This is a genomic window from Alcaligenes sp. RM2 (assembly GCF_052931795.1).
In genome coordinates this window covers 106552-130443 of the sequence record NZ_JBRFIO010000005.1, presented here as the reverse complement: position 1 = coordinate 130443, position 23892 = coordinate 106552, and the positions used below count along the sequence as shown (strand labels likewise).

The 23892-nt window shown below is 57.0% G+C and carries 18 protein-coding genes and 1 tRNA gene; 11 read left to right on the top strand and 8 right to left on the bottom strand.

The annotated features are described in order from the left end of the window. Positions 1 to 30: 30 nt before the first annotated feature. From ACU6HM_RS16030 to ACU6HM_RS16020, 3 genes are all read right to left on the bottom strand, one after another. Complete coding sequence (locus ACU6HM_RS16030; protein WP_009463445.1) at positions 31 to 1437, bottom strand: sensor histidine kinase; 1407 nt, start codon at positions 1435 to 1437, stop codon at positions 31 to 33. 24 nt (positions 1438 to 1461) lie between these two features. Then, complete coding sequence (locus tag ACU6HM_RS16025) at positions 1462 to 2145, bottom strand: response regulator (RefSeq protein WP_254500261.1); 684 nt, start codon at positions 2143 to 2145, stop codon at positions 1462 to 1464. 66 nt (positions 2146 to 2211) lie between these two features. Next, a complete protein-coding gene (locus tag ACU6HM_RS16020; RefSeq protein WP_021447210.1) occupies positions 2212 to 3111 on the bottom strand; it encodes a LysR family transcriptional regulator in 900 nt (299 codons plus the stop codon). A gap of 136 nt (positions 3112 to 3247) precedes the next feature. On the opposite strand from ACU6HM_RS16020, the gene ACU6HM_RS16015 reads away from it, so the two are divergent. Together ACU6HM_RS16015 and ACU6HM_RS16010 are read left to right on the top strand one after the other, a co-directional pair. Then, the gene (locus tag ACU6HM_RS16015; RefSeq protein ID WP_009463449.1) at positions 3248 to 4570 is read left to right on the top strand and encodes an MFS transporter; all 1323 of its coding nucleotides are present in this window, start codon (positions 3248 to 3250) and stop codon (positions 4568 to 4570) included. A gap of 20 nt (positions 4571 to 4590) precedes the next feature. Beyond that, complete coding sequence (locus ACU6HM_RS16010; RefSeq protein WP_446764065.1) at positions 4591 to 5541, top strand: carbon-nitrogen hydrolase family protein; 951 nt, start codon at positions 4591 to 4593, stop codon at positions 5539 to 5541. Positions 5542 to 5681: 140 nt separating this feature from the next. On the opposite strand, the gene ACU6HM_RS16005 is transcribed toward ACU6HM_RS16010, so the two are convergent. Next, positions 5682 to 6101: a helix-turn-helix domain-containing protein gene (locus ACU6HM_RS16005; RefSeq protein WP_009463451.1), complete on the bottom strand. Its 420-nt coding sequence runs from the start codon at positions 6099 to 6101 to the stop codon at positions 5682 to 5684. Between the two features lie 560 nt (positions 6102 to 6661). Here ACU6HM_RS16005 and fdnG point away from each other — a divergent pair. The 7 genes from fdnG to ACU6HM_RS15970 all read left to right on the top strand — a co-directional run bounded on the left by fdnG (position 6662) and on the right by ACU6HM_RS15970 (position 15912). After that, on the top strand, positions 6662 to 9736 hold the full coding sequence (gene fdnG, locus ACU6HM_RS16000; RefSeq protein WP_254500260.1) for a formate dehydrogenase-N subunit alpha: 3075 nt from the start codon (positions 6662 to 6664) through the stop codon (positions 9734 to 9736). Positions 9737 to 9739: 3 nt separating this feature from the next. Beyond that, entirely contained in the window at positions 9740 to 10657 is a 918-nt protein-coding gene (gene fdxH, locus ACU6HM_RS15995) for a formate dehydrogenase subunit beta (protein WP_021447214.1), read from the top strand. Beyond that, positions 10650 to 11303, top strand: a complete 654-nt coding sequence (locus ACU6HM_RS15990) for a formate dehydrogenase subunit gamma (protein WP_009463457.1) — start codon at positions 10650 to 10652, stop codon at positions 11301 to 11303. Before fdxH ends, ACU6HM_RS15990 begins: the two co-directional genes overlap by 8 nt. A 77-nt stretch (positions 11304 to 11380) precedes the next feature. Next, positions 11381 to 12307: a formate dehydrogenase accessory protein FdhE gene (gene fdhE, locus ACU6HM_RS15985; RefSeq protein ID WP_021447215.1), complete on the top strand. Its 927-nt coding sequence runs from the start codon at positions 11381 to 11383 to the stop codon at positions 12305 to 12307. An 87-nt stretch (positions 12308 to 12394) separates the two neighbouring features. Next, on the top strand, positions 12395 to 13813 hold the full coding sequence (gene selA, locus ACU6HM_RS15980; protein WP_446764092.1) for an L-seryl-tRNA(Sec) selenium transferase: 1419 nt from the start codon (positions 12395 to 12397) through the stop codon (positions 13811 to 13813). After that, positions 13810 to 15729, top strand: coding sequence for a selenocysteine-specific translation elongation factor (gene selB / locus ACU6HM_RS15975; RefSeq protein ID WP_009463461.1), 1920 nt, complete (start codon positions 13810 to 13812; stop codon positions 15727 to 15729). Before selA ends, selB begins: the two co-directional genes overlap by 4 nt. 87 nt (positions 15730 to 15816) lie before the next feature. Then, positions 15817 to 15912 (top strand) — tRNA-Sec (locus ACU6HM_RS15970). Between the two features lie 53 nt (positions 15913 to 15965). On the opposite strand, the gene ACU6HM_RS15965 is transcribed toward ACU6HM_RS15970, so the two are convergent. From ACU6HM_RS15965 to ACU6HM_RS15950, 4 genes are all read right to left on the bottom strand, one after another. After that, the gene (locus ACU6HM_RS15965; RefSeq protein ID WP_009463463.1) at positions 15966 to 16565 is read right to left on the bottom strand and encodes a helix-turn-helix domain-containing protein; all 600 of its coding nucleotides are present in this window, start codon (positions 16563 to 16565) and stop codon (positions 15966 to 15968) included. A gap of 67 nt (positions 16566 to 16632) precedes the next feature. After that, on the bottom strand, positions 16633 to 17415 hold the full coding sequence (locus tag ACU6HM_RS15960) for an aldolase (protein WP_045929518.1): 783 nt from the start codon (positions 17413 to 17415) through the stop codon (positions 16633 to 16635). 30 nt (positions 17416 to 17445) lie between these two features. After that, entirely contained in the window at positions 17446 to 18057 is a 612-nt protein-coding gene (locus tag ACU6HM_RS15955; RefSeq protein ID WP_446764064.1) for a glutathione S-transferase family protein, read from the bottom strand. Between the two features lie 10 nt (positions 18058 to 18067). Further along, on the bottom strand, positions 18068 to 19039 hold the full coding sequence (locus tag ACU6HM_RS15950; RefSeq protein WP_446764063.1) for a Bug family tripartite tricarboxylate transporter substrate binding protein: 972 nt from the start codon (positions 19037 to 19039) through the stop codon (positions 18068 to 18070). A gap of 359 nt (positions 19040 to 19398) precedes the next feature. On the opposite strand from ACU6HM_RS15950, the gene ACU6HM_RS15945 reads away from it, so the two are divergent. Together ACU6HM_RS15945 and ACU6HM_RS15940 are read left to right on the top strand one after the other, a co-directional pair. Continuing rightward, a complete protein-coding gene (locus ACU6HM_RS15945) occupies positions 19399 to 21657 on the top strand; it encodes a FepA family TonB-dependent siderophore receptor (protein WP_446764062.1) in 2259 nt (752 codons plus the stop codon). 234 nt (positions 21658 to 21891) lie between these two features. Then, a complete protein-coding gene (locus tag ACU6HM_RS15940; RefSeq protein ID WP_009463473.1) occupies positions 21892 to 23874 on the top strand; it encodes a ligand-gated channel protein in 1983 nt (660 codons plus the stop codon). Positions 23875 to 23892 lie beyond the last annotated feature (18 nt).

Here is a 23892-nt window from a genome sequence, read left to right as displayed (position 1 = left end):
GATTTTCAAGGGTATACCCTGAAAATCCAATCAGTGTTCAAGCGAATCAAACTCCAAACGCACGATCAAACCACGCTGCTGCGGTCCTGTCCGCAAGCTCATGCGGGCGCCATGAATCTGTGCAATAGCCTGTACGATCGCCAGCCCCAAACCGGAGCCCTGCAAGGCCTTCCCCGCCTCGCCGCGCCTGAAACGATGGCCTGCCTTGGCCATATCATCAGCACTCATACCCGGACCATCGTCTTCAACCTGAATGCTGCACACCGGCCCTTCCTTGCGCACCGTTACCGTAATGCATGCAGCACGTGGGCAGTACTTGATGGCATTGCTGACCATATTGCTTAAAGCCTGTTGCAAGAGCCAAGCCTCCCCGGCTACCCGAACAGGGGTGGAGGGCGCGTCCAGGCCCAGGTCCTGACGCTTGGACCTCGCCAGGCTCCATAGCTCATCCACCACCAGCCCGGCTTGCTGGCACAAGTCGACTGTGCCCAAGGCCGCGCGGGTGCGTAGCTGGTCAGCAGCATCGCGAACCCTGGACAAGGCCACCATTTGATGCGTCATCTGAGCCGTGTTGTTCAAGCGTAATTGAATTGCCTCCAGCACCTCCTTCATCTCATCGGTCTTGGCCAGAGACAGGGCAAAATCCACCTGGGTCAGCAAAACAGCCAAGGGGGTTTTCAACTGGTGCGAGGCATCGTCCAGAAACTGCTGTTGCTCGCGTGATTTGCGTGCATAACGATCCATATGCAAATTGATGGTCTGTACCAAAGGCCGGACCTCTCGCGGCAGGCTGGCCTCGCTGATCGGCTCCAGGTTGTCGGGGGAACGATGCCGTACCTCGGCGCTCAACTTGCGCAAAGGGCGTAGCGCCAGCAAGGTGCCAACCAGAATCAGAATAATGAAAAGGCTGAGCACCGCCACGTCCTGAATCAGATTCTGGATAATGACTTTGCGTATGAAAGCATGGCGCTCGCTCAGGTTTTCACCTGCCTGAATCAGGATTCGGCTGTCTTGATAAGTCTGCAGGCGCCCATCCGATTCCAGCGCCACTGCCGCGATGCGCAAGGGCTCTCCCAGATATTCAGCGTCATAAAAAACGGGCTGATTACTGAGCAGACGCCGCGCTGGAAGCGGCATACCGGTAAAGCCAATTTCCGACAAACCGTCTTCAGTGGCCACTCTGAAATACACCTGACTGCTGATGGTGTACTCCATGAACTCCATCATGTAGTAAGACTGCTCCATCGCCAGCCCGCCACTGATGGTCAAGACATTGGACGACATGGATTTCAAGGCACCGGCCAAGGCCCGGTCAAACGCGGCGTTGACCTGATCTTTCAGGGTCATGCTGGAAACAAACAGGGACACGCCCGAGGTCAGCAAGGCCGCAGGAATCAGCATGAACAACAAAGTACGACGCAAACTGCTTAAGGCCATATTTGCCCCCAATAAGGCAATACGCTAAGGCTCGTCATCGCTTACAGGCTCCAGGCAATAACCTACGCCGCGCAAAGTGACGATATGGACATCCGAGGACTGCAGTTTCTTGCGCAAGCGATGCACCAATACCTCGATAGCTTCGATATTGATTTCATCCTCATCCTTGTCATTGAGCCGATCCAGGATGAACTGCTTGTTCACTGGCTCTCCGCTACGCTGCACCAGAATACGCAGCACCTCGGCCTCGCGCGGTGACACGGACAGAAGCGTCGAATCCAGCGTAAAGCGCTGCGTGGACAAGTCATAGACCAGACTGCCACACGCCATACGCGGTTTGTCCTTGCCCCGGCTACGACGAATCAGGGCATTAACGCGCGCCACCAGCTCTTCAATACGAAAAGGTTTGGGCAAAAAATCGTCCGCCCCACACTCCAGGGCTTCCACTCGCTCCTGCAAGGAGTCGCGAGCCGTCAAGATCAACACGGGAGTCCGGTTATCCTCCGAACGCAGACGTGCCAGCAAGGCACGTCCGTCCATGCCCGGCAAGCCCAGGTCCAGGACGAGCGCATCAAATTCCTCGATCTGCAAACGATGGTAGGCCACCATCCCGTCGTTGGACCACTCGACTGCAAACCCTTTCTTTTGCATGCTGCGTGTCAGCCACAGGGCCAAATCAGGCTCGTCTTCAATCAATAAAATTCGCATGGCGGATAGTAGAAAAGAAAACAGAACAGGGGCAATAGTACGCCGCCGGATCGTATCAGCAGCACGTCACTGGCTGACAGACTCGGTCAGCTCCAGCACAAAACGCCGCAACCAGCGGCTTTCTTCATCATGTTCCTTGTTGATGTCCCAAATCATGGACACCACAAAAGACGGCACCCGCAATGGCACCGGCGAGACGGCTAATCGACTATTGCATTCCACAAAGGAGCGGGCGGCGTAATCGGGCATGGTCAGCACCAAAGGGCTGCCAATAATGGCGTTGATTGCCCCGGAAAAATGCGTGAATGAGGCCTTGACCTTGCGCTGCAGTCGCTCGGCATCAAAGAGTTCATCGACAAAGCCGCGCAAGCCGTCAAAGGACACCCGCCCATGATGAGCATGCAGATACTCCTGCTTGCTGATGGGGGTTGAAAACGCAATGGACTGCTTATCGTAAATGCAGATATAGGAAGCGGAAAACAGCACTTGCGACTTGTGCATGGTGCTCAGAAATTTAGGGCTGGAGCAGATCGCCAGATCCGCCCCATGCTCCACCATGCTTTGCGGCCACAAATAGCTATTGGTTTGGTAGAAGGAAAAACTGATCGTCCAGCCCTGCTCGTCAGCCATGCGAATCATGCGTTTGGCCAGCATATTTTCCAGATCGTCGGACAAAGCGATGCGAAAAACCCGGCTGGAGCGAGCTGGATCGAACTCCTGCTCGGATGTAACCAGCGCCGAGATGCTTTTCAGGGCCTCGGATATCTGCGGGGCAATCTCCAAGGCCCGATGCGTAGGCGTCATTCCGTGCGAACCACGGGTAAACAGCTCGTCATTGAATACCACCCGCAACTTGCGCAAGGACGCGCTGACCGCGCCCTGGGTCAGAAATAGGGCATTGGCGGCCTTGGTCACGCTGCGCTCGTTCATCAAGCACTGGAACACCAGCAGCAAGTTCAGATCCATCCGCCTGATATTAGCAATATTAATGGAAGCCATTTTTCTAATTAGTTTGAATAATTATTTGGCTTGATTAGACTAAAAATCAGCCACAACCACAATAAGGGTCAGGTATTCACCTGCCCTGCTCGAGGAGATCTTTATGGGCACTGCTACCGTCGCCCCTTCGCATGCCAAATCGGCCCCCCCAGGCCAGCCGGGCTTAAGTAAAAAACAAGTTGTTGCCGTTGGTATTGGCAACTTTATGGAATGGTTTGACTTCGCGATTTATGGCTACTTTGCAGCCATTATCGGCAGCATCTACTTTCCATCCGACGCCGCTGGCGTTTCCCTGCTCTCGTCCCTGGCCGTGTTTGCCGTAGGCTTTGTTTCGCGCCCCTTTGGCGCCCTGATTCTGGGCCCCATTGGCGACCGCTTTGGCCGCAAGACCGTGCTGATGATTACCGTCTTTGGCATGGGTGTGTTCACTACTCTGATTGGCCTGCTGCCTGGCTATGACACCATCGGCATTACGGCTCCTATCTTGCTGGTTGTGCTGCGCTTCCTGCAAGGCATGATGGTGGGTGGCGAGTGGTCCGCTGCCGGTATTTTCCTGGTGGAAAGCGCCCCCTCCAACCGTCGTGCCTCGGCCGCCAGCGTGGTGACCTTTACCGCCGGTATCGCTTTCCTGATGGGTACGGCCACGGCTGCCGCCATCAACGCCACGCTGACCGAAGCCCAGGTCTACAGCTGGGGCTGGCGTGTGCCCTTCGTGCTGTCGATTGTGATGACCTTCATTGCGGTCTTTATCCGCCGCAAACTGAACGACACCCCCGTCTACCACGAGCTGCAGGAAAAGAAAGCCAACAACACGCTGGAGCGCGTCTCGTCCAAGGACAAGTTCAACGCCTTTGTTCTGTCCTTTGCGTTCTCCGCCCTGTTCCTGGTGTCGCTGTACTACTTCATCACCTACGCCAATAACCACCTGGTTTCCATCCTGGGCATGAGCAAGACCTCGGCCCTGTGGCTGTGCAGTGCCTCGTTGGTGGTGTATTGCATCTTGCACCCGCTGGTTGGCCGCTTCTCGGACCACTACGGTCGTCGCAAACTGGCGCTGTTTGCCGCTGCGGGTCTGACCATCATGGCCTACCCGATCTTCATCATGATGAACTCCGGCAAACCCGCGCTGATCCTGCTGGGCCTGATCATCATGGCTTTCCTGGTAGCCATCTCTGCCGTCATGAACGTGGTGCTGCTGGTGGAAGTGTTCCCCGCCTCGATTCGCTCGACCGGCGCCGCACTGGGCCACAACGTCTCGTCAGCACTGCTGGCTGGCCCTGGCCCCTTCATTGCTGCTGCCCTGATCCAGTACACAGGTAACCCCAACGTACCGGCCTGGTACCTGGCTGCGGTATCCCTGGTGTGCTTCCTGATCCTGTATACCCGCCTGCCTGAAACCAAAAACGTGGACTTGTCCGCAGGCTGACCTTTAAAGGAGACCTAGTTATGAGCAAAGTTGCAGTTATACAAGCGGCATCCATCCCGTTTGACTCTGCCAGCAGTGTAGAAAAAGCCGCCGCCATCTTGCAGCGTGTGGCTGCCAATGGCGCCACACTGGCTGTCTTTCCCGAAGCCTTTCTGGGCGGGTATCCCAAAGGCATCAGCTTTGGCAGCGTCATCGGCAACCGCCGCCCCGAAGGCCGTGCCCTGTACCAGATGTATGTGGAAGGCGCTGTCACCCTGGGTGGCCCTGAACTGGAAGCACTGGCCGATGCAGTCACCCACACCGGTGTGTACACCGTCATGGGCGTAATCGAAAAAATGGGTCGCACCCTGTACTGCACCGCTCTGACACTGGCTCCCGGCAAAGGCGTGGTGGGCATCCACCGCAAGCTGATGCCTACCGGCCAGGAACGTCTGGTCTGGGGCTTTGGCGATGGCTCCACCATGGGCACTGTCGATACTCCCATGGGTCGTATCGGCAACGTGATCTGCTGGGAAAACTACATGCCCACCCTGCGTCAGACCATGTATGCCCAAGGCACCGAACTGTACTGCGCCCCCACGGCAGACGACCGCCCCACCTGGGCCTCGTCCATGATTCACATCGCCGTTGAAGGCCGTGTGTTCGTGCTGTCCGCCTGCCAGGCCATCCGCCTGAACAATTACCCCGAGTCCTTCCAGAAAGAATTTGCTCTGCCCGGCGAATTTGCTCCGGACAGCTACGTGATGCACGGCGGCAGCATGATCGTCAGCCCCACCGGCGAAGTGCTGGCCGGCCCGGTGTTTGATGAAGAAACCGAGCTGTACGCCGAACTGGATATGGACCTGCTCAAACAGGCCAATCTGGACTTTGACGTCTACGGCCACTACTCGCGCCCCGACATCTTCTCTCTGCATGTCGACACCCGAGCCAAGCAGGTAGTGAAACTGCAAACCGAAGACTCGGCCGAGTAAAACCAGCCAAATCCTGCACTTAAAAAACCAGCCCCATTACGCGATAAACGTGATGGGGCCGGAACTGCTTTCGAGCCTGGCACAAGCTGCTGCCTGCACCTGCTCTTTCCTGTCGTAGCTTTGTTTTTGATCCCTTGGCACTAGCTCAAAGCCAAAGGTTCCAGCACGGGCTGATACGGAGACATCTGCAACTGCGTCTCGTCCAGACCCATTCCCTGCGCCAACAGAGCCAACATCGTCAGGCTCAATGGAACAAGACCTTTCTCAATCACGTTGTATTCCGCCACACTGATTCCCAAGCGACTGGCCAAACGCTCGCGCTTGATTTCCAGATACTCGCGCCAGGCACGAATCAGGGTCCAACGATGCGTTCGCATATCCTTGAGCACCACATACGGAATCCCCTTGTCCGAACGCACAAAACGCGGTGCGGCCATCAACTTGCGCACGCACTCATCATTCATGGCATCTCGTGTCAACAGATGGGCATACAGCACGGCCTGCTCGGGCAAGGTACGAGGATCAGTATCTTCAGTGGTCAACAAGTATGTATTCATCATGGCTGACAAACCTAAGGATGTAAGAGAACGGAGAACCCTGAACTTACCGTCCCGTTCCATCCCGGTCTGTCAGATAATTCTGAAAGTGCTCCCTGACCGCCCTATCGGCTGATCCTGATCAAGACACACATCCAAACAGACCATAAAAAAAGCCCCTGAACACGTCAGAGGCGCGCTTTCAAAACACAGCATTGGGCATATTTACATTCGTATCTGCGACTACAACTCACGCATGAATACTTTGTGAACCCCAAATTTTGCATCACGTGGAGTTCGAACTGCCCGGCAGCTTTCAGATCGAATACTTCAAACAAGCCCGCTAAATTGAAAAAATCCCTTGCAAATAGTAGGTGAATACCCGCATCACCGACTACACTTGCGGCTCCGGCGTGAAAACCTCAATAGAATCAAGATTGTCCTTGATCAATTAGACACGCCCTCTTGGCAGTAGCCCATAAGTTCAACGCTTATACTGTTCAACTATAAAACGGGGGCAGAGCTCACAAGGCGCCTCCCCTGACGATTTCAAACACGAAAACACAATCCTATTGGAGAGCCGCATGGTGAACATGAATCGGCGTCAGTTCTTCAAAGTGACGGGGGCCTCGCTGGCCAGTTCCAGCATGGTCTTGCTGGGCGCTGCGCCCACCCCCGCCATGGCGGAAGTCAGGCAGTACAAACTGACCCGCATGACAGAGACGCGCAATACCTGTCCTTACTGTTCCGTAGCCTGTGGGGTGCTGCTGTACTCCCGTGGTGACGGCGCCATGAATGCCGAGCCCAGCGTGGTTCACATTGAAGGCGATGCCGACCACCCCGTGAACCGCGGCACACTCTGTCCCAAGGGCGCAGGCTTGGTGGATTTCATCAAGAGCCCCAACCGACTCAAATACCCTGAATACCGTGCCGCTGGCTCGGACAAGTGGGAACGCATCTCCTGGGAAGACGCTTTCACGCGTATTGCCAAGCTGATGAAAGAAGACCGCGACGCCAACTTCCAGACCACCGCTGAAGACGGCACCGTCGTCAACCGTTGGCTGACCACCGGCATGCTGGCTGCTTCGGCAAGTAGTAACGAAGTGGGCTATGTCACCCATAAAGTCATCCGCAGCATGGGTGTACTGGCGTTCGATAACCAAGCACGTGTCTGACACGGCCCGACGGTGGCAGGTCTTGCCCCGACGTTTGGCCGTGGAGCGATGACGAACCATTGGGTCGACATCAAGAACGCGGATATTGTGCTGATTATGGGCGGCAACGCAGCCGAGGCGCACCCCTGTGGTTTCAAATGGGTGACCGAGGCCAAAGCACACAACAATGCAAAACTGATCGTTGTGGATCCACGCTTTACGCGTTCGGCATCCGTAGCGGACTTTTACGCGCCTATACGTACCGGTAGTGACATCACCTTCCTGGGTGGCGTCATCAAATACCTGCTGGATAACGACAAGATCCAGCACGAATACGTGCGCAACTACACCGATATGCCCTTTATCGTGCGCGAAGACTTTGACTTCGAGCAGGGGCTGTATTCGGGCTACAACGAAGAAAAACGCAGCTACGACAAGTCCTCCTGGGACTACGAGCTGGGCGAGGACGGCTACGTCAAGACGGACCCCACCTTGCAACACCCACGCTCGGTCTACCAACTGCTGCGCAAGCACTACGAGCGCTACACGCCCGAGATGGTGGAACGCGTCTGTGGCACGCCCAAGGACAAGTTCCTGAAAGTCTGTGAAATGCTGGCCTCGACCGCTGAACCGGGTCGCGCGGGTACCATCCTGTATGCGCTGGGCTGGACGCAACACAGTATTGGTTCGCAGATCATCCGTACCGGCGCCATGGTCCAGCTGCTGCTGGGCAATATTGGTATTGCCGGCGGTGGCATGAACGCGCTGCGCGGACACTCCAACATTCAGGGTCTGACTGACCTGGGTTTGATGTCCAACCTGCTGCCCGGCTATCTGACTTTGCCCAACCAGGCCGAGAAAGAGTTTGACGGCTACATCGGCGCACGTGCCCAACAGCCGCTACGCCCCAACCAGCTCAGCTACTGGCGCAACTACAAGAAGTTCCACGTCAGCCTGATGAAAGCCTGGTTTGGTGATGCCGCCCAGGCCGAGAACAACTGGGCCTACGACTATCTGCCCAAGCTGGACAAGCTCTACGACATGCTGCAAGTGTTCGAGCTGATGGACGAAGGCAAGATGACGGGCTACATCTGTCAGGGCTTCAACCCCCTGGCGGCGGCACCGTACAAGGCCAAGCTGCTGCGTGGTTTCTCCAAGCTCAAGTACATGGTCATCATGGACCCGCTGGTTACGGAAACGTCAGAGTTCTGGAAGAACTATGGCGAGCACAATGATGTCGATTCCGCTTCCATCCAGACTGAAGTCTTCCGTCTGCCCACCACCTGTTTCGCCGAGGAAGAAGGCGCACTGGTGAACTCGGGTCGCTGGTTGCAATGGCACTGGAAGGCCGCCAATCCTCCGGGCGAGGCCAAGAGCGACATTGAGATCATGAGTACGCTGTTCACGCGTATTCGCTCGCTGTACCAGAAAGAAGGCGGTGCCTTCCCTGATCCAATCCTGAACCTGTCCTGGCCCTACTCCAACCCGGATGATCCAACCGCCGCTGAACTGGCCAAGGAATATTCGGGCCGCGCACTGGTGGATCTGCATGATCCCAAAGATCCAAGCAAGATCACGCGTAAGGCAGGCGAGCAGCTGGATGGCTTTGCCGAATTGCGCGACGACGGCACCACGCTAAGCGGTTGCTGGATCTATGCCGGTGCCTGGACGCAGCAAGGCAACCTGATGGCTCGCCGCGACAATAGCGATCCAACCGGAATCGGCCAGACGCTGAACTGGGCCTGGGCCTGGCCAGCAAACCGCCGCGTGCTCTACAACCGTGCTTCCTGTGACCTGACCGGCAAACCCTTTGACCCACGTCGCAGCCTGGTTCACTGGGATGGCAAGCGCTGGGGTGGTGCGGATATCCCTGACTACAAGGCCGATGAAAATCCGGCTGATGGCATGGGCCCGTTCATCATGAACCCTGAAGGTGTCGCCCGCTTCTTTGCCCGTAAAGGCATGGCAGAAGGCCCCTTCCCCGAGCACTACGAGCCTTTTGAAAGCCCTCTGAGCTACAACCCGCTCAGTCCTGACGAACCACGTGCCATGACCAACCCGGCAGCCCGTATCTTCAAGGACGACCTGGCAGCCATGGGTACGGTAGACAAGTTCCCCTATGTGGGCACCACCTACCGCCTGACCGAGCACTTCCACTACTGGACCAAGCACGTGAAGTTGAACGCCATCGTGCAGCCCGAACAGTTTGTGGAAATTGGCGAGGAGCTGGCCAAGGAAGTGGGCATTGTGCAAGGTGACCGCGTCAAGGTGTCCTCCAACCGTGGCTATATCAAGGCCGTGGCGGTGGTGACCAAGCGCATCAAAGCCCTGAACGTGGATGGCAAAGTTGTCCACCAAGTGGGTATCCCGCTGCACTGGGGATTTGTGGGTCTGGCCCGACCTGGTTTCCTGATCAATGCGCTGACCCCGCCGGTAGGCGATGGCAACTCGCAAACGCCGGAGACCAAGGCCTTCCTGGTTCAACTTGAAAAGGTTAAGGAGTAAGCCATGGCCTTGCAATCACTTGATATCAAACGGCGCTCCGCAACCACCACCCCATCGCCCAGCGTGCGCGAGCCCGTGGGCGGGGAAGTGGCCAAGCTGATCGACACCAGTAAGTGCATTGGCTGTAAGGCCTGTCAGGTCGCCTGCATGGAATGGAACGATACGCGCGACGAAATCGGTCACAACGTCGGGGTGTATGACAACCCGGCCGACCTGACCGACAAGTCCTGGACCATCATGCGTTTTGCGGAGTATGAAAACCCCGCTGGCGATCTGGAATGGCTGATTCGCAAAGACGGCTGCATGCACTGCGAGGACCCGGGCTGCCTGAAGGCCTGTCCCTCGCCAGGCGCCATCGTGCAGTACACCAACGGCATTGTGGATTTTCACGAGGAAAACTGCATTGGCTGCGGCTACTGCGTTACCGGCTGTCCTTTCGATGTGCCCCGCATTTCGGAAAAGGACAAGAAAGCCTACAAGTGCACCTTGTGTTCGGACCGTGTGGCGGTCGGACAGGAACCGGCCTGTGCCAAGACCTGTCCTACCGGCGCGATTGTGTTCGGTACCAAAGAAGACATGCAGCACCACGCTGCAGAGCGTATCGAAGACCTGAAATCGCGCGGCTTTGAAAACGCAGGTTTGTACGACCCGGCTGGAGTGGGTGGCACCCACGTCATGTACGTGCTGCACCACGCCGACAAGCCTGAGCTGTACAGCGACCTGCCCAAGGACCCGCAAATCAGTCCGATGGTCTCGCTCTGGAAGGGAGTGGCCAAGCCGCTGGGGGTTGCTGCCATGGCACTGACCGCCCTGATTGGTTTCTTCCACTACATCCGAACCGGTCCTAACGAGACTGACGAGGAAGACGAGCGCCGCGCCGACGAGGACGCACGCAAGATCCAGGAGGCTCACCATGACTGATCACAACCGCAAGGGCTTGATTCAGCGCTACACCACCAGTCAGCGCATTAATCACTGGATCATTGCCATGAGCTTTGTGCTCCTGGCCTTGTCCGGGCTGGCGCTGTTTCATCCGTCAATGTTCTGGCTGACCAATCTGTTTGGCGGCGGTCCGTGGACACGCATTCTGCACCCGTTCATTGGTGTGGTGATGTTTGTGTGCTTTTTCCTGTTTGCGGCCCGCATGGTACGGCACAATATGTTCTCCAAGGGTGACGCGGCCTGGCTGCGTCACTTCAAGGACGTGCTCAATGCCAAGGACGAGCGCATTCCCGAAGTAGGCCGCTACAACGCCGGGCAAAAAATCCTGTTTTTTGCTTTGGTGATCTTCATGATCGGCCTGCTGGCAACCGGTGTGGTGATGTGGCGCGAATACTTTTCCGCCTTCTTCCCCATCTGGGCTATCCGTCTGGCCTCCGTGCTGCACGCGGTCTGCGCCCTGCTGATGATTTGCGCGATTATCGTGCACATCTACGCCGGTATCTGGGTAAAAGGTTCAGTCAAAGCCATGACCCGCGGTACGGTTACCCGTGCCTGGGCCTGGAAGCACCACCGCGCCTGGTTCCGTGAAGAAATGGAAAAAGGTCCCAGCCGTCCTGCCGAATAAGCGGGGCTCTGGTACATAAGCAACCCGGCTGCCATGCACCATTTCGGGCATGGCAGCCTTGTTTTCAGGAGTCTGTCTTGCAACGCATCCTTCCGCGCGGCGAAATCGAAAGTCTGGACCACACCTCCATCCCCCGACTGCGCCTGCCTGTGCGAGCCAGCGTCTTTGCTGACCGGGCAGCACGTCTGCGTCAATTGGCTGACGGCAATCCCGTTGGTGCCTACCTGCTCTTGCTGGCACATCTGGTAGATGGGCAGCACAAACAACTCAATGCCCTGCCCCCGACCGAACTGCCCGCCGAGGTGCTGGAAACAGCGCAAAGACACGGTATGCCGCCCCTGCTGGCATCGGGCTGGAAGCGCGATCCACAGTGGCTCAGCATTTTGAGCAGCCTGCTCAATCACATGATCAACACTTCGGACGTGCCTGCAGCCGCCCAAGAAGTCTGTCAGGACCTGCTCAAGAAAGCCGAGTCTGACCCACAAAAACTGGAAGATCTGGCTGACGCGATTCTGGCCGAGCAATTGCCTGAGCAAGACGGTGCCGCGGCACCTTTTGTCATGGCCGCCTTGCAGGTTTACTGGACGCATCTGGCCTGCTCGCTGACCGAGGGCCAACTGTCTGTAACCAGCCCCTTTGGCGTATGCCCGTCCTGCGGCAGCCTTCCCGTATCCAGTGTGGTGCGTGTGGGTGGTCGTGAAGATGGCTGCCGCTACATGTGCTGCCCGCGTTGCAGCGTGGAATGGCATCTGGTGCGCGTGACCTGCTCGCACTGCGAGAGTACCAAAAGCGTGGCGTATCACGCCATTGAAGATGGCCCGGAAGGGATCAAGGCCGAGTCCTGCGACAACTGCCACACCTACCGCAAAATCTTCTATCAGGAAAAGCAGCTGGGTCTTGATCCAGTTGCAGACGACCTGGCCAGTCTGGCTCTGGACGTTCTGATGGGCGAAGAAGGCTATTCCCGCGCCAGCGGCAATCCGCTTCTTTGGCACCAGTCTTAAGCTAAGATTCCCCTACGCCTTGTTGCCCCGAGCACAAGGCGTAGCTGACGGACCTTGCCCATAGACTCAAACGCCTGCCTTTGAATGATGAGCCCAACGCCTGAACTCTCCCCCGCCCACATCCCTTCCCTGGATCGCTTGCTGCGCTCGCCAGAGTTCCAGCCCTTGCTAAGCCAGTTCGGCCACACGCGCCTGAGTCAACGCACTCGTGCCCATTTGCAGGCACTGCGGGAGGCCGTGCTGAAGGGAGCACTAAGCCCTCAGGACCTGGAGCCCGCTCAGCTCGCCAATGCACTGCAGGCCAAGCTGCAAGAAGAATCCCGCTTGCAGCTGCGCCCGGTCTTCAATCTGACCGGCACCGTGCTGCACACCAATCTTGGGCGAGCAATGCTACCGGATGAAGCCATACAGGCTGTCGTCCAGGCCATGCGCTCGCCCGCCAATCTGGAGTTTGACCTGGAAACCGGCGGCCGAGGCGACCGCGATGACTTGATCAACCCTTTGCTCTGCGAGCTGACCGGCGCTGAAGCCGCTACAGTCGTCAACAATAATGCGGCTGCCGTGCTGCTGATGCTCAGCACCCTGAGCCCCCGCCGTGAGACCGTGGTGTCACGCGGCGAGCTGGTTGAAATTGGCGGGGCCTTTCGTATTCCCGACATCATGAAGCGTGCCGGTGCTCGCCTGCATGAAGTAGGCACCACCAACCGTACCCACGCAGCTGATTACGAAAACGCCATCAACGAGCGCAGCGCCATGTTGATGAAGGTGCATTGCAGCAACTACGCCGTCAAAGGCTTCACCAAAAGCGTTTCAGTCGAAGAAGTTGCACAGATAGCCAAAAAACACGGCCTGCCCACCAGCGTGGATCTGGGCAGTGGCACCTTGGTGGACCTGAGCCAATGGGGCCTGCCGCCTGAGCCCACCGTGCGCGAGACCATCGAAGCCGGTGCCGATATCGTGACCTTCAGCGGCGACAAGCTGCTGGGTGGCCCCCAGGCCGGTCTGATCGTAGGCCGTGCAGACCTGATCGCCAAGATCAAGAAAAACCCGCTCAAACGTGCTCTGCGCGTGGGTAAAATCACCTTGGCCGCACTGGAGCCTGTGCTGGCCTTGTACCGTTCGCCAGAGCGCCTGCCCGAGCACCTGACCACCCTGCGTCTGCTGACTCGACCTTCGGCTGAAATGCGTGCCCAAGCACTACGTTTGGCCCATGTCTTGCAGCAATGGGTGGGGACACAATTTGCTGTAGAACCCACTGCCATGCTGAGCCAGATCGGCAGCGGTGCGTTGCCCGAAGACGTACTGCCCAGCTTTGGACTGCGCTTTGCCTACCAAGGCACAGGCCGTCCGGGCCGCCATCTGACTCAACTGGAAAAACGCCTGCGCACTTTGCCCCAGCCCGTCATCGGGCGCATTGCGCAAGATGCCTTTTGGCTGGACTTGCGCTGCCTGGAAGAGCCCTTTGAGGCCGCCTTCAGCGCACAACTGATTCCCGAGCAAGCATGATTGTTGGCACCGCAGGACATATCGATCACGGCAAAACCACCTTGATCCGCGCCTTGACCGGCGTGGATACCGATCGTCTGGAAGAGGAAAAAAAGCGCGGCATCTCCATCCAGCTGGGCTATGCCTATACGCCTTTGCCCGACGGACAGATCCTGGGCTTTATTGATGTGCCCGGTCACGAACGTCTGGTGCACACCATGGTCGCGGGTGCGACCGGCATTGATTTTGGCCTGCTGATCGTGGCCGCAGATGACGGCGTCATGCCGCAAACCCGCGAGCATCTGGCCGTACTGCAATTGCTGGGTTTGCAGGCGGGAGCCATCGTCCTGAGCAAGGCGGATCGCGCTGATGCTGCCAGAATTGAATCCGTCAAAGCCGAGCTGCAAGCACTTGTCCAAGGAAGCTTTCTGGACAATGCCCCCATCTTCGTTGTTGATGCCCTGTCCGCCGACAAACCCGGCCTGGAAGCACTGCGCCAACATCTGCACGCACAGGCCATGCAATCCACCAAGCAGGATGGCAACGGCTATTTCCGCCTGGCCATTGACCGCGTTTTCACCTTGCAAGGTCACGGCACCCTCGTGACCGGCACCGTGCACGATGGCGTGTTGGATCTTGATGGCCCGGCGATGGACTTGCGCCTGATGCCACGCGGTACACCCGTACGAGTGCGCAGCATTCACGCCCAGAATCAGGCATCACGCCAGGCCCGCGCCGGGCAGCGTTGTGCCCTGAACCTGGGCGGGATTGATGTGCAGGATATAGAGCGTGGCGACTGGCTGGCCGATGCCCGCTGCTTCATCCCCTCCACTCGTATCGATGTGGAACTGAGCCTGCTGGACAAAGATATTCCCGCCCTACGCACCTGGTCGCCCTGGCATATCCACATGGGTGCCGCGCACCTGACGGCCCATGCCGTACCTTTGGATGGCGAGTCCTTGCAGCCCGGCCAGACCGGCAAGGTCCAGTTGGTCTTTGACCGCCCGATCTGCTCCATGACGGGCGAGCGCTTTATCTTGCGCAACGCCCAGGCCAGCGAGACCGTCGGCGGCGGGATTGTGCTGGACCCAAATGCGCCGGACCGCAAACGACGCTCTACGACACGCCTTGCCTGGCTGGATGCCTTGGCACAATGGACGCGCGGCGGACCGTTGGAGGGCCTGCTGGCCCAAGCACCTTACGGTCTGGACGAAGCAACACTGCTGCGTCTGTCAGGAGGATCTCAACAAGGCTTGAGCGCCCCCGCCAATGCCCGCTGGCACACCGGATCTCGCCCACAAAGTCAGCCTATCTTGTTGAGCGATGCACGCCTGGAAGCGCTGTGTCAGCACATAGAAAGCGTGATGCTGCAGTTCCACGAGCGCAATCCGGACGAGCCGGGCCTGTCCATCAGCCGCTTGCGACGCATGGCCGCCCCCACCATGCCCGACGCAATCTGGCAGCTCCTGACCGAATATCTGCTGTCAGAACAGCGCCTGGCCCAACAAGGAGCCTGGCTGCATACGCCAGGCCACCGCGTTACCCTGAGCCCCGAAGACCAAGCTCTGGCCACCGCCCTGCTGCCCCTGATCGAGGCAGGCCGCTTCGATCCTCCATGGACACGTGATCTGGCCAAAGAAACCGAAGCCCCGGAAGAGCAGACCCGCAACGTACTGCGCAGACTGGTGCGCCAGGGCGAGCTGTTTCAGATCGTGCATGACCTGTTCTATCACCGCCGCCAAATCGCGGTGCTAGCCAATATCGTCAAGGAGCTGCACAGCGGCCAAGGCGTCAGCGCCGCGCAGTTCCGGGACGCAACGGGACTGGGCCGCAAACGGGCCATTCAGATTCTGGAGTTCTTTGATCGCGTCGGCTATACACGACGTGTGCGTGATCGCCATGTATTACGAGGTGAAGCCTGGGCAGCGGCGGATTGAACCCGGAGCTTCATGCGGGAACCAGAACAGGCAACGCCCTGATCGTTGAAGCGTCACCGGCCCTAACGTATGATAGGGCCTCTTGAAGGAAAGCATCCGTGCCCGGTGGCACGGCCGGGCTTCAAACCCGGTTGGGGGCGTCAGACGTTCCCAGGTAGGTTCGACTCCTGCTGCTTTCCGCCACTTTGCTGGCAGAAAATCTCCCCACACACATGCCAGAGGCACGTATTCACTGACTAAACCGGCGTATCGGACGTTGGACGCCCTGCTGTTGGCCCCGAGTCAGAGCAAGTCACCGCCAATACCTGCGCCTGTTGATCCCCCAGGCTAAGCACGCTGTGGGGTAGCTCCGAATCAAAATACACGGAATCACCCGTCTCCAAGGTCATGCTGTGCTCTGCAATGGTGACTTGCACTTGCCCTTGGATCACAAACAAGAACTCTTCTCCCCCATGCGGGAAAGTTGGCGCTGGCTGCTGTTGTTCGTGTGGAGGGTAGATAACAAAGGGGTCCATCAAACGAAAGCGCCGCCGCCCGGCCATGCTCTCGTAACGGTAGGCGCTATGACCTGCCACACTGGGCAAGGGCATGCGTTCGTGTCGACGCACGACACACACACTTTCGTCTTGATCCAGTTCCCCCTCTCCAATCAACTGCGACACCCCCATGCCATAAGCCTGGGCCAGCTTGACCACGGTAGAGATGGACGGCGCACTGACTGCCCGCTCCAGCTTGGACAGATAACTTTTAGTCAGACCGGTGCGCTGGGCCAACTGCTCCAGCGACAAGCCATGTTGGCGACGCAGGGCGCGCAAGCGAAAGGGAAGATGGGTCATGGGTTAAACAAGAGGTGTAGCGCCCGAGGTCAGCCTCGGAGCGCATATAAAAAAGCGGCCTCTTATTCTACTCAAAAACATCCGTATGGCGTTTCAGCGCTTTGCGGGCATAGTATTCAAAGCCGATCTGGGAGCGGCGAGGTCTCAGAATCCAGTCATGTGCCTCCCGGCCCAGTTCCGGCGCAATAGGCTTGATCGTTCCGGCTGACATCGCCAACAATTGCATGCGCGCTGTGCGCTCAAATTGCAACGCCAATACGCAGGCTTCTTCTACTGAGGCCGCCGCCACCAACATTCCATGGTGCGATAAAAGAATAGCGCGCTTGTCACCCAAGGCCTCAGAAATGATCTGTCCCTCTTCATTGCCCACAGGGACACCCGGCCAATCCTTCAGGAACGCGCAGTCCTCATACAAGGGGCAGTTGTCCATATGGGATACGATCAAGGGCACCTCCAGCATGGACAGGGCGGCCACGTGCAAGGGATGTGTATGAATGATGCAGTTCACATCCGGCCGGGCACGATACACCCAGGAATGAAAACGGTTTGCTGGATTAGGCATCCCATATCCCTTCAAAACCGTTAAATCTTCATCTACCAGCAAGACGTTGGTCGACGTAATTTCATCAAACCCAAGCCCCAGCTGCTGCGTAAAATACGTGCCTTCCTGTTCGCCGCGTGCTGTGATCTGGCCAGCCAAACCAGAGTCATGGCCGCCATCAAAAAGAATACGGCAAGTCAGTGCGAGCTTCTCGGGAACACTGCGCTCAGGGATTTCGAAGAGGGCCTGCATCTGGCTTTGCGCCTGTTCAATCAGCACGGACTTGGACAAGCTCATGGTGTCACTCATAACAACTCCTTTTGTAAATTAATATCCTGCTCACAACAGCGGGACATAGCCCGCCAGGGCCTGCATACACTCGAGCCAATGTCGTACTGATGGATAGGGGCGCAGGTCGTACCCTCCCTGCTCTGCCATGCAGGTATAGGGAAACAAGGCCACATCGGCGATGCTGGGTCTGCCCCCAACGAAATAGCGATGCAACTGCAAATGCACCTCCATCTGGGCCAGAGCTTGATCGCCCTGTTCGCGCCACGCCAGCACCGCAGGATCATCCACCGTCATCGTCCCCCGCAACGCCACCCACAGTCTGGGCTGCGCAAGATTGGTCATATGCTGAGTCTGCTCAAAAGACAGCCACTGCAGCACTTGAGCCTGCGCAAGCGGGTCCGCGGGCAGAAAGTCTGTGCCCTGCGCCAGGTACCACAAAATAGCGGCCGACTCTGCCAGCCAGGGCCCTTCCCGGGTTCGCAATACCGGAACCTGTCCCCAGGGGTTGATTTGCCGGAACACCTCGGTATCCAGATCCCCCTCCACAATAGACAGGCTGCGCCGCTGTAGCGCTATACCCAAATAACCGCACAACAATCGTACCTTCCAGCCATTGCCGGTATGCACCGTGTCGATAAGCTCCAGAGCGGCGTGGTTCATTATCGTTACCTCACTCAAGGCTGATTTCTGCGGTCTGAACAATACGCTGCCACTTGCTGCGCTCAGCCGCGATGAAGGTTTGATATTCATCTTGGGTGCCGGTGTAGACCTGGCTGCCCTGCTGCTCCAGATGGGTTTTGAACTCCGGGTTGGCCAGTGTCTTTTGCAATGCCGTCTCCAATACCGCAGTCACCACCTGTGGAGTGCCCGGCGGGGCCAACAGCACGTTCCAGGAACTGATGCGTAGCTCAGCAGCCCCCAGCTCTGCGCTGGAAGGCACGTCGGGAGCAGCTGGGGAGCGTTGGCTATCAGCCAGAACCAGGGCCTGAAGCTTGCCTGCCTTCACCTGCGGCATGATCACGGGAATGGCATCCATCACCATGTCGGCATGACGGCCCACAACGGCACTGACAGCCTCCCCTCCACTCTTGAAAGGGATATGTCGCACATCAAGTTTCTCGGTCAACTTGAAAAGCTCTACCCCCACGTGCGGAGCACTCCCTATCCCTGCCGATCCGAAGTTAAGGAGCCCTGGCTCCTGACGGGCATGGGCAACCAGTTGGGCATAGTTCTCCGTACCCAAATCCGAACGAACCGCCAGAACATACGGAGACCCCGTCACCATGCCGATGGGCACAAAGGCCTGCGGGTCGTAGTTGATTTTGGAAAGAATCAGCGGGTTGACCACCTGTGTGCCTACTGTCCCCATGAACACGGTGTAACCGTCCGCTTTCGCATTTTGTGCAGCCTGAGCGGCGATCATGCCCCCGGCTCCTGCCTTGTTTTCAACAATGACAGTCTGGCCCAACTCCTTGCCCAACTGCTGGGCAAGGAGGCGCGCCACCAGATCGGTAATCCCCCCTGCACCAAAGGGCACGATCAAACGTACGGGCTGTGCCGGGAACGTTGTTGCCTGTACCGGACCCGCCATCATCGTCAAGGCCGCCCACCCGGCCATCATCAAACCAAGCGTCTTTTTCACTGGATGTCTCCTGAACTTTTTAAGTTTGAATTGTTCAGGACACATTCTCATCAAAAATGACCCATCGTGTCAAATAAAGAAATTATTGTCCTAAAAGTTTTATTTGCGGCGCTGAATGAATACATCAAGACGACCATCTACAAGGTTCAGACTATTTTTCTCCTCTGATTTTCATAGGAGAACTCAATAACTTTTCCTATAGAACAAATCCTGTCCAGATCATTTTCAATGCCCCTCTTCTCTGCCCGTGTTTCAAAAACCACACATTCGTCAGCTTTCTCGACAGGCGTCACATTTTTAAACACAATCCTGACTGCGAACAATTCTCATTATGTTTATCGTTTATTAGGAAAGTGATTATGAACTTATTGGCGCCTCCGGCTCGCCGCCCGATCTTTGCATTGGGCCTGCTCGCCACGGCTTTGGCAGCCAGTTTCAGTGCTCAGGCACAAACTTCCAACGTCCGTGGTGGGGTCACCTCGCTGGAAGAAATTCGTGTCTTGCCTTCGGCAGAAGAAGCCGTCAAACAGGCTCCAGGCGTGTCCACGATTACTGCCGAGGATATTGAAAAACGCCCTCCCGCCAACGATCTGTCCGAACTGATCCGCACCATGCCCGGCGTGAACCTGACCGGTAACAGCCCGTCCGGTTCCTACGGCAATAGCCGCCAGATCGACTTGCGCGGCATGGGCCCTGAAAACACCTTGATCCTGATTGACGGCAAACCTGTCAGCTCGCGCGACTCCATTCGCATGGGGCGCGACGGTGAACGTAATACCCGTGGTGACAGCAACTGGGTGCCCGTCAACGCCATCGAACGCATTGAAGTGCTGCGTGGCCCGGCTGCTGCGCGCTATGGCTCCGGTGCTGCCGGTGGTGTCGTGAACATCATCACAAAAGCGCCTACCGATACTTTCTCCGGCTCGGTAACCGCCTACGGTCTGATTCCTGAGGACAGCGACTACGGCTCCACACGTCGTACCGGCTTTAACCTGTCCGGCCCCATTGCCGACAAGCTGTCTTTCCGCGTCTACGGCAATATCGCCAAGACAGATGCCGACAAACCAGCGTTGAACGCCAAGGCTTCCGGCATGGAGGTGAACGAGACCACCGTGCCACCCGCGGGCCGCGAGGGAGTACGCAATAAAGACGTTAACGGCTTGCTGCGCCTGGATATCAACCGGGACCACCGTCTGGAGCTGGAAGGCTCATTCAGCCGCCAAGGCAATATCTACTCAGGAGAGCGTCTGTTTAGCCGCAGCACGCAAACCATTGCATCACTTGCCGAAGATGGGGCTGAAACGAACATCATGTATCGTCGCGCCGGCTCGCTCAGCCACTATGGAGATTATGGCCAGGGCCGCCGCTCCCGCCTGACCTTTGCATATGAAGGCACGACCAACTCACGTTTGAATGAGGGCCTGGCCGGTGCCGTTGAGGGCAGCATCTCCAACCCCGGTGCTGGCTCGGTTTCCGAACTGCGTTCCCTGAACATCTCGGGCGAATACAACACACCCCTGCAGATCGCCAGCAAGCACGTCTTGATGACGGTCGGGTTCGAGCACCGCGATCAAAGCCTGGATGATGACTACGCCACTCGCTCTGGCCAAACCATCAACAAAAACACGGATTCCAAAAGCAAGGCCCGTACAACAGCCGCCTATGTGGAAGGCAATATCGAGCTCACCGACGCCTTGACCGTGACACCAGGAGTGCGGTTCGACCATCACAGCAAGTTCGGTGACAACTGGAGCCCCAGCCTGAACGCCTCCTACTTCATCACCGACAGCATCACCCTGAAAGGCGGTATCGCCCGCGCTTTCAAAGCACCTAACCTGTATCAATCCAACCCCAACTACCTGTATCAGACACGCGGCAACGGTTGCCCGTACGACCCGGTAACTGGTCAACGCGTAAGCGGTCCTTGCTACATCTTCGGTAACGACAATCTGTCGCCCGAACGCAGTATCAACAAGGAAATTGGTCTGGCTTACGACAATGCGGGCTGGGCAGCCGGTCTGACTTACTTCCAGAACGATTACAGCAACAAGATTGTGGCCGATATGGGCGACCAGACCATTCCGGATGCGGTGTACATTGGCGGCTCCCTGGTCCGCCCATTCCAGTGGGTGAACTCCGGCAAGGCAGTGATCCGTGGTCTGGAAGGCAACCTGACTATCCCGATTCTGGGCGAGAACGGTGACACGCTGAGCCTGAGCAACAACCTGACTTACATGATCACCAACAAGTCCAAGGAAACCAATCAGCCTTTGACTGTCATCCCCCGCTACACCCTGAACAGTACGCTGGACTGGCGCGTCAACGACAAGCTGTCCTTGCTGGCTACCGCCACGCTGTATGGCAAACAAAAGCCACGCTCGCACAACCTGTCCAATAACTCGGAAGTGAAAGGTGATGGTCTGCGTGAACGTGGTTCATATGCCATCTTCGGTCTGAGCGGCGCTTACCAGGTCACCAAGTCCACCAACATCCGTCTTGGCGTGAACAACCTGTTCGACAAACGCTTGTACCGTGAAGACTCGGGTAGCGGCCAAGGTGCCAACACCTATAACGAACCTGGTCGCCAATACTACGCAACGTTGACTGCCAGCTTCTAATGCATCTTGCCGACCTCCGGGCTTGCTCCGAAGTCTGGAGGTCTGGCACGCCATAACGTCGCTTTTTCACAACCAACATAATAATTACTCTCATTTCTATTCGAGTTATAAGGTTTCACGCTTGAACCGATAATGAGAATCGGTATCATTATTTCCGCTGTAAGGAAAATACTGCCGCCAAGAGCAACGCAACCGCAGCACACGCTAAAAACAGACACAAATTGGAAGTCGTCAATGAAATCTCTATTTACCGTAAAGCGCTTGCCGCTCGTTCTGGCAGGCGCTTTTGCTGCTAGTGGTGCCGTTGCTCAAGAAAGCACACCCGTCCAACTCAGCCCAGTGGTTGTTACCGCCTCGGGCTTTGAGCAAGACATTAAAGAAGCTCCTGCGTCGATTACCGTCATTACCCGCGAAGACCTGGAAAACAAGTTCTACCGTGATGCCTACGACGCTCTGCAAGATGTGCCTGGCGTCATTGTGACTGGCGGTGGTGACCGTCGCGACATCACCATTCGCGGCATGAGCTCCAAATACACACTGATCCTGATCGACGGCAAACGCCAAAGCTCGACAGAAACCCGCACCAACTCGGACTCCTCCGGTGTGGAAGGCGGCTGGACCCCTCCCCTGTCCGAAATTGAACGTATCGAAGTGGTGCGCGGCCCCATGTCCTCGCTGTATGGCTCCGACGCCATGGGCGGTGTGATCAACATCATTACCCGCAAAGTGCCCAAGGAATGGGGCGGTTCCATTCGCCTGGATAGCACCTTGCAATCGCACAGCCGCTCGGGCGATATTTTCCAGGGCAATTTCATGCTGGGTGGCCCGATCAAGGATGGCGTGCTGGGCTTGCAAGTCTATGGACAACAAACCAATCGCAAAGAAGACGATATCTACAACGGTTATCGCAAGCGTGAGTCCTTTGAAGTCGGTGCCAAGCTGAGCCTGACCCCTTCGGAAAACCACAGCTTTGTGCTCGAAGGCAGCACAAAGCGTCAAAAATACAATTCCACCTTGGGCAAGACCGTTGAGCCAATTGCTCCCGGCACTGCTTGCGGACGCTCCGGTTGCCCTGCCAGTTCCGAGACAGATTACCGCGGTGAAAAGGTCTCTTTGACTCACAGTGGCAACTGGGGATTTGCAACCTCTGACACCTACGTGCAACAGGAAGACTTCAACAACAAGTCGCGTGACATGCGTATCAAAAATACCGATGCACGTACTGCATGGGTTGCCCCCTTGGGCGATCATCTGCTGACGCTGGGTGCCTCCTACCAGCATCAAAAACTGAACGACGAAACTGGTAACCAGCTCACAACTGGAATCAACCGTATCAAACGCACCCAATGGTCGCTATTCATGGAAGACGAGTGGAGCCTGACCAACAGCTTCGCCCTGACCGGCGGCCTGCGCTACGACCACGACGAGAACTTCGGCAAACACTTCAGTCCACGTATCTATGGCGTGTGGTCTGCCACAGACAACTGGACTATCAAAGGCGGTGTATCCACCGGCTTCCGTGCACCTGACCTGCGTCAAACCATCCCTGGTTGGGGCCAAGTCAGCCGTGGTGGCAATATGTACGGTAACCCTGACCTGAAGCCAGAAAAATCGCTGTCGCAAGAACTCGGCGTCATGTATGACAGTCTGGAGGGCTTCTCCGCTGGCGTGACTTTGTTTAATAACGACTTCAAGGACAAGATCACTCGCGTTGCATGTCCGGCCAGCAAATGTACCGACGGCCCTAACCAGTTTGGTTCCGACCCCACTACTTACGAGAACGTGGACAAGGCGGTAACCCGTGGTATTGAAACCAACTTCAGCTGGGATCTGGCTCAAGACTGGACCTTGAAGGCCAATTACACCTACACCCATTCCAAGCAAAAGAGCGGTCCTAACGAGGGTCAGCCTCTGAATCAAATGCCCAAGCACATGGCAAATGTCAGTCTGGATTGGCACCCTACAGAAAAAATCAACACATGGGCTCGCGTGAACTACCGTGGCAAAGAAAGTGAACCAGTCACCTCTGCCTCTTCCTCGACAACACGAGCTCCGTCCTACACCTTTGTAGATCTGGGTGGCACCTACAAACTGAACAAAAACGTAGACCTGTACGCGGGTATCTACAATATTTTGGATAAGCAAATCCGCTACGATGATTACGGCTACGTCGAAGATGGTCGTCGCTACTGGCTGGGTGTAGGTTTGCGTTTCTAAACACCTATAGTCCCTTCA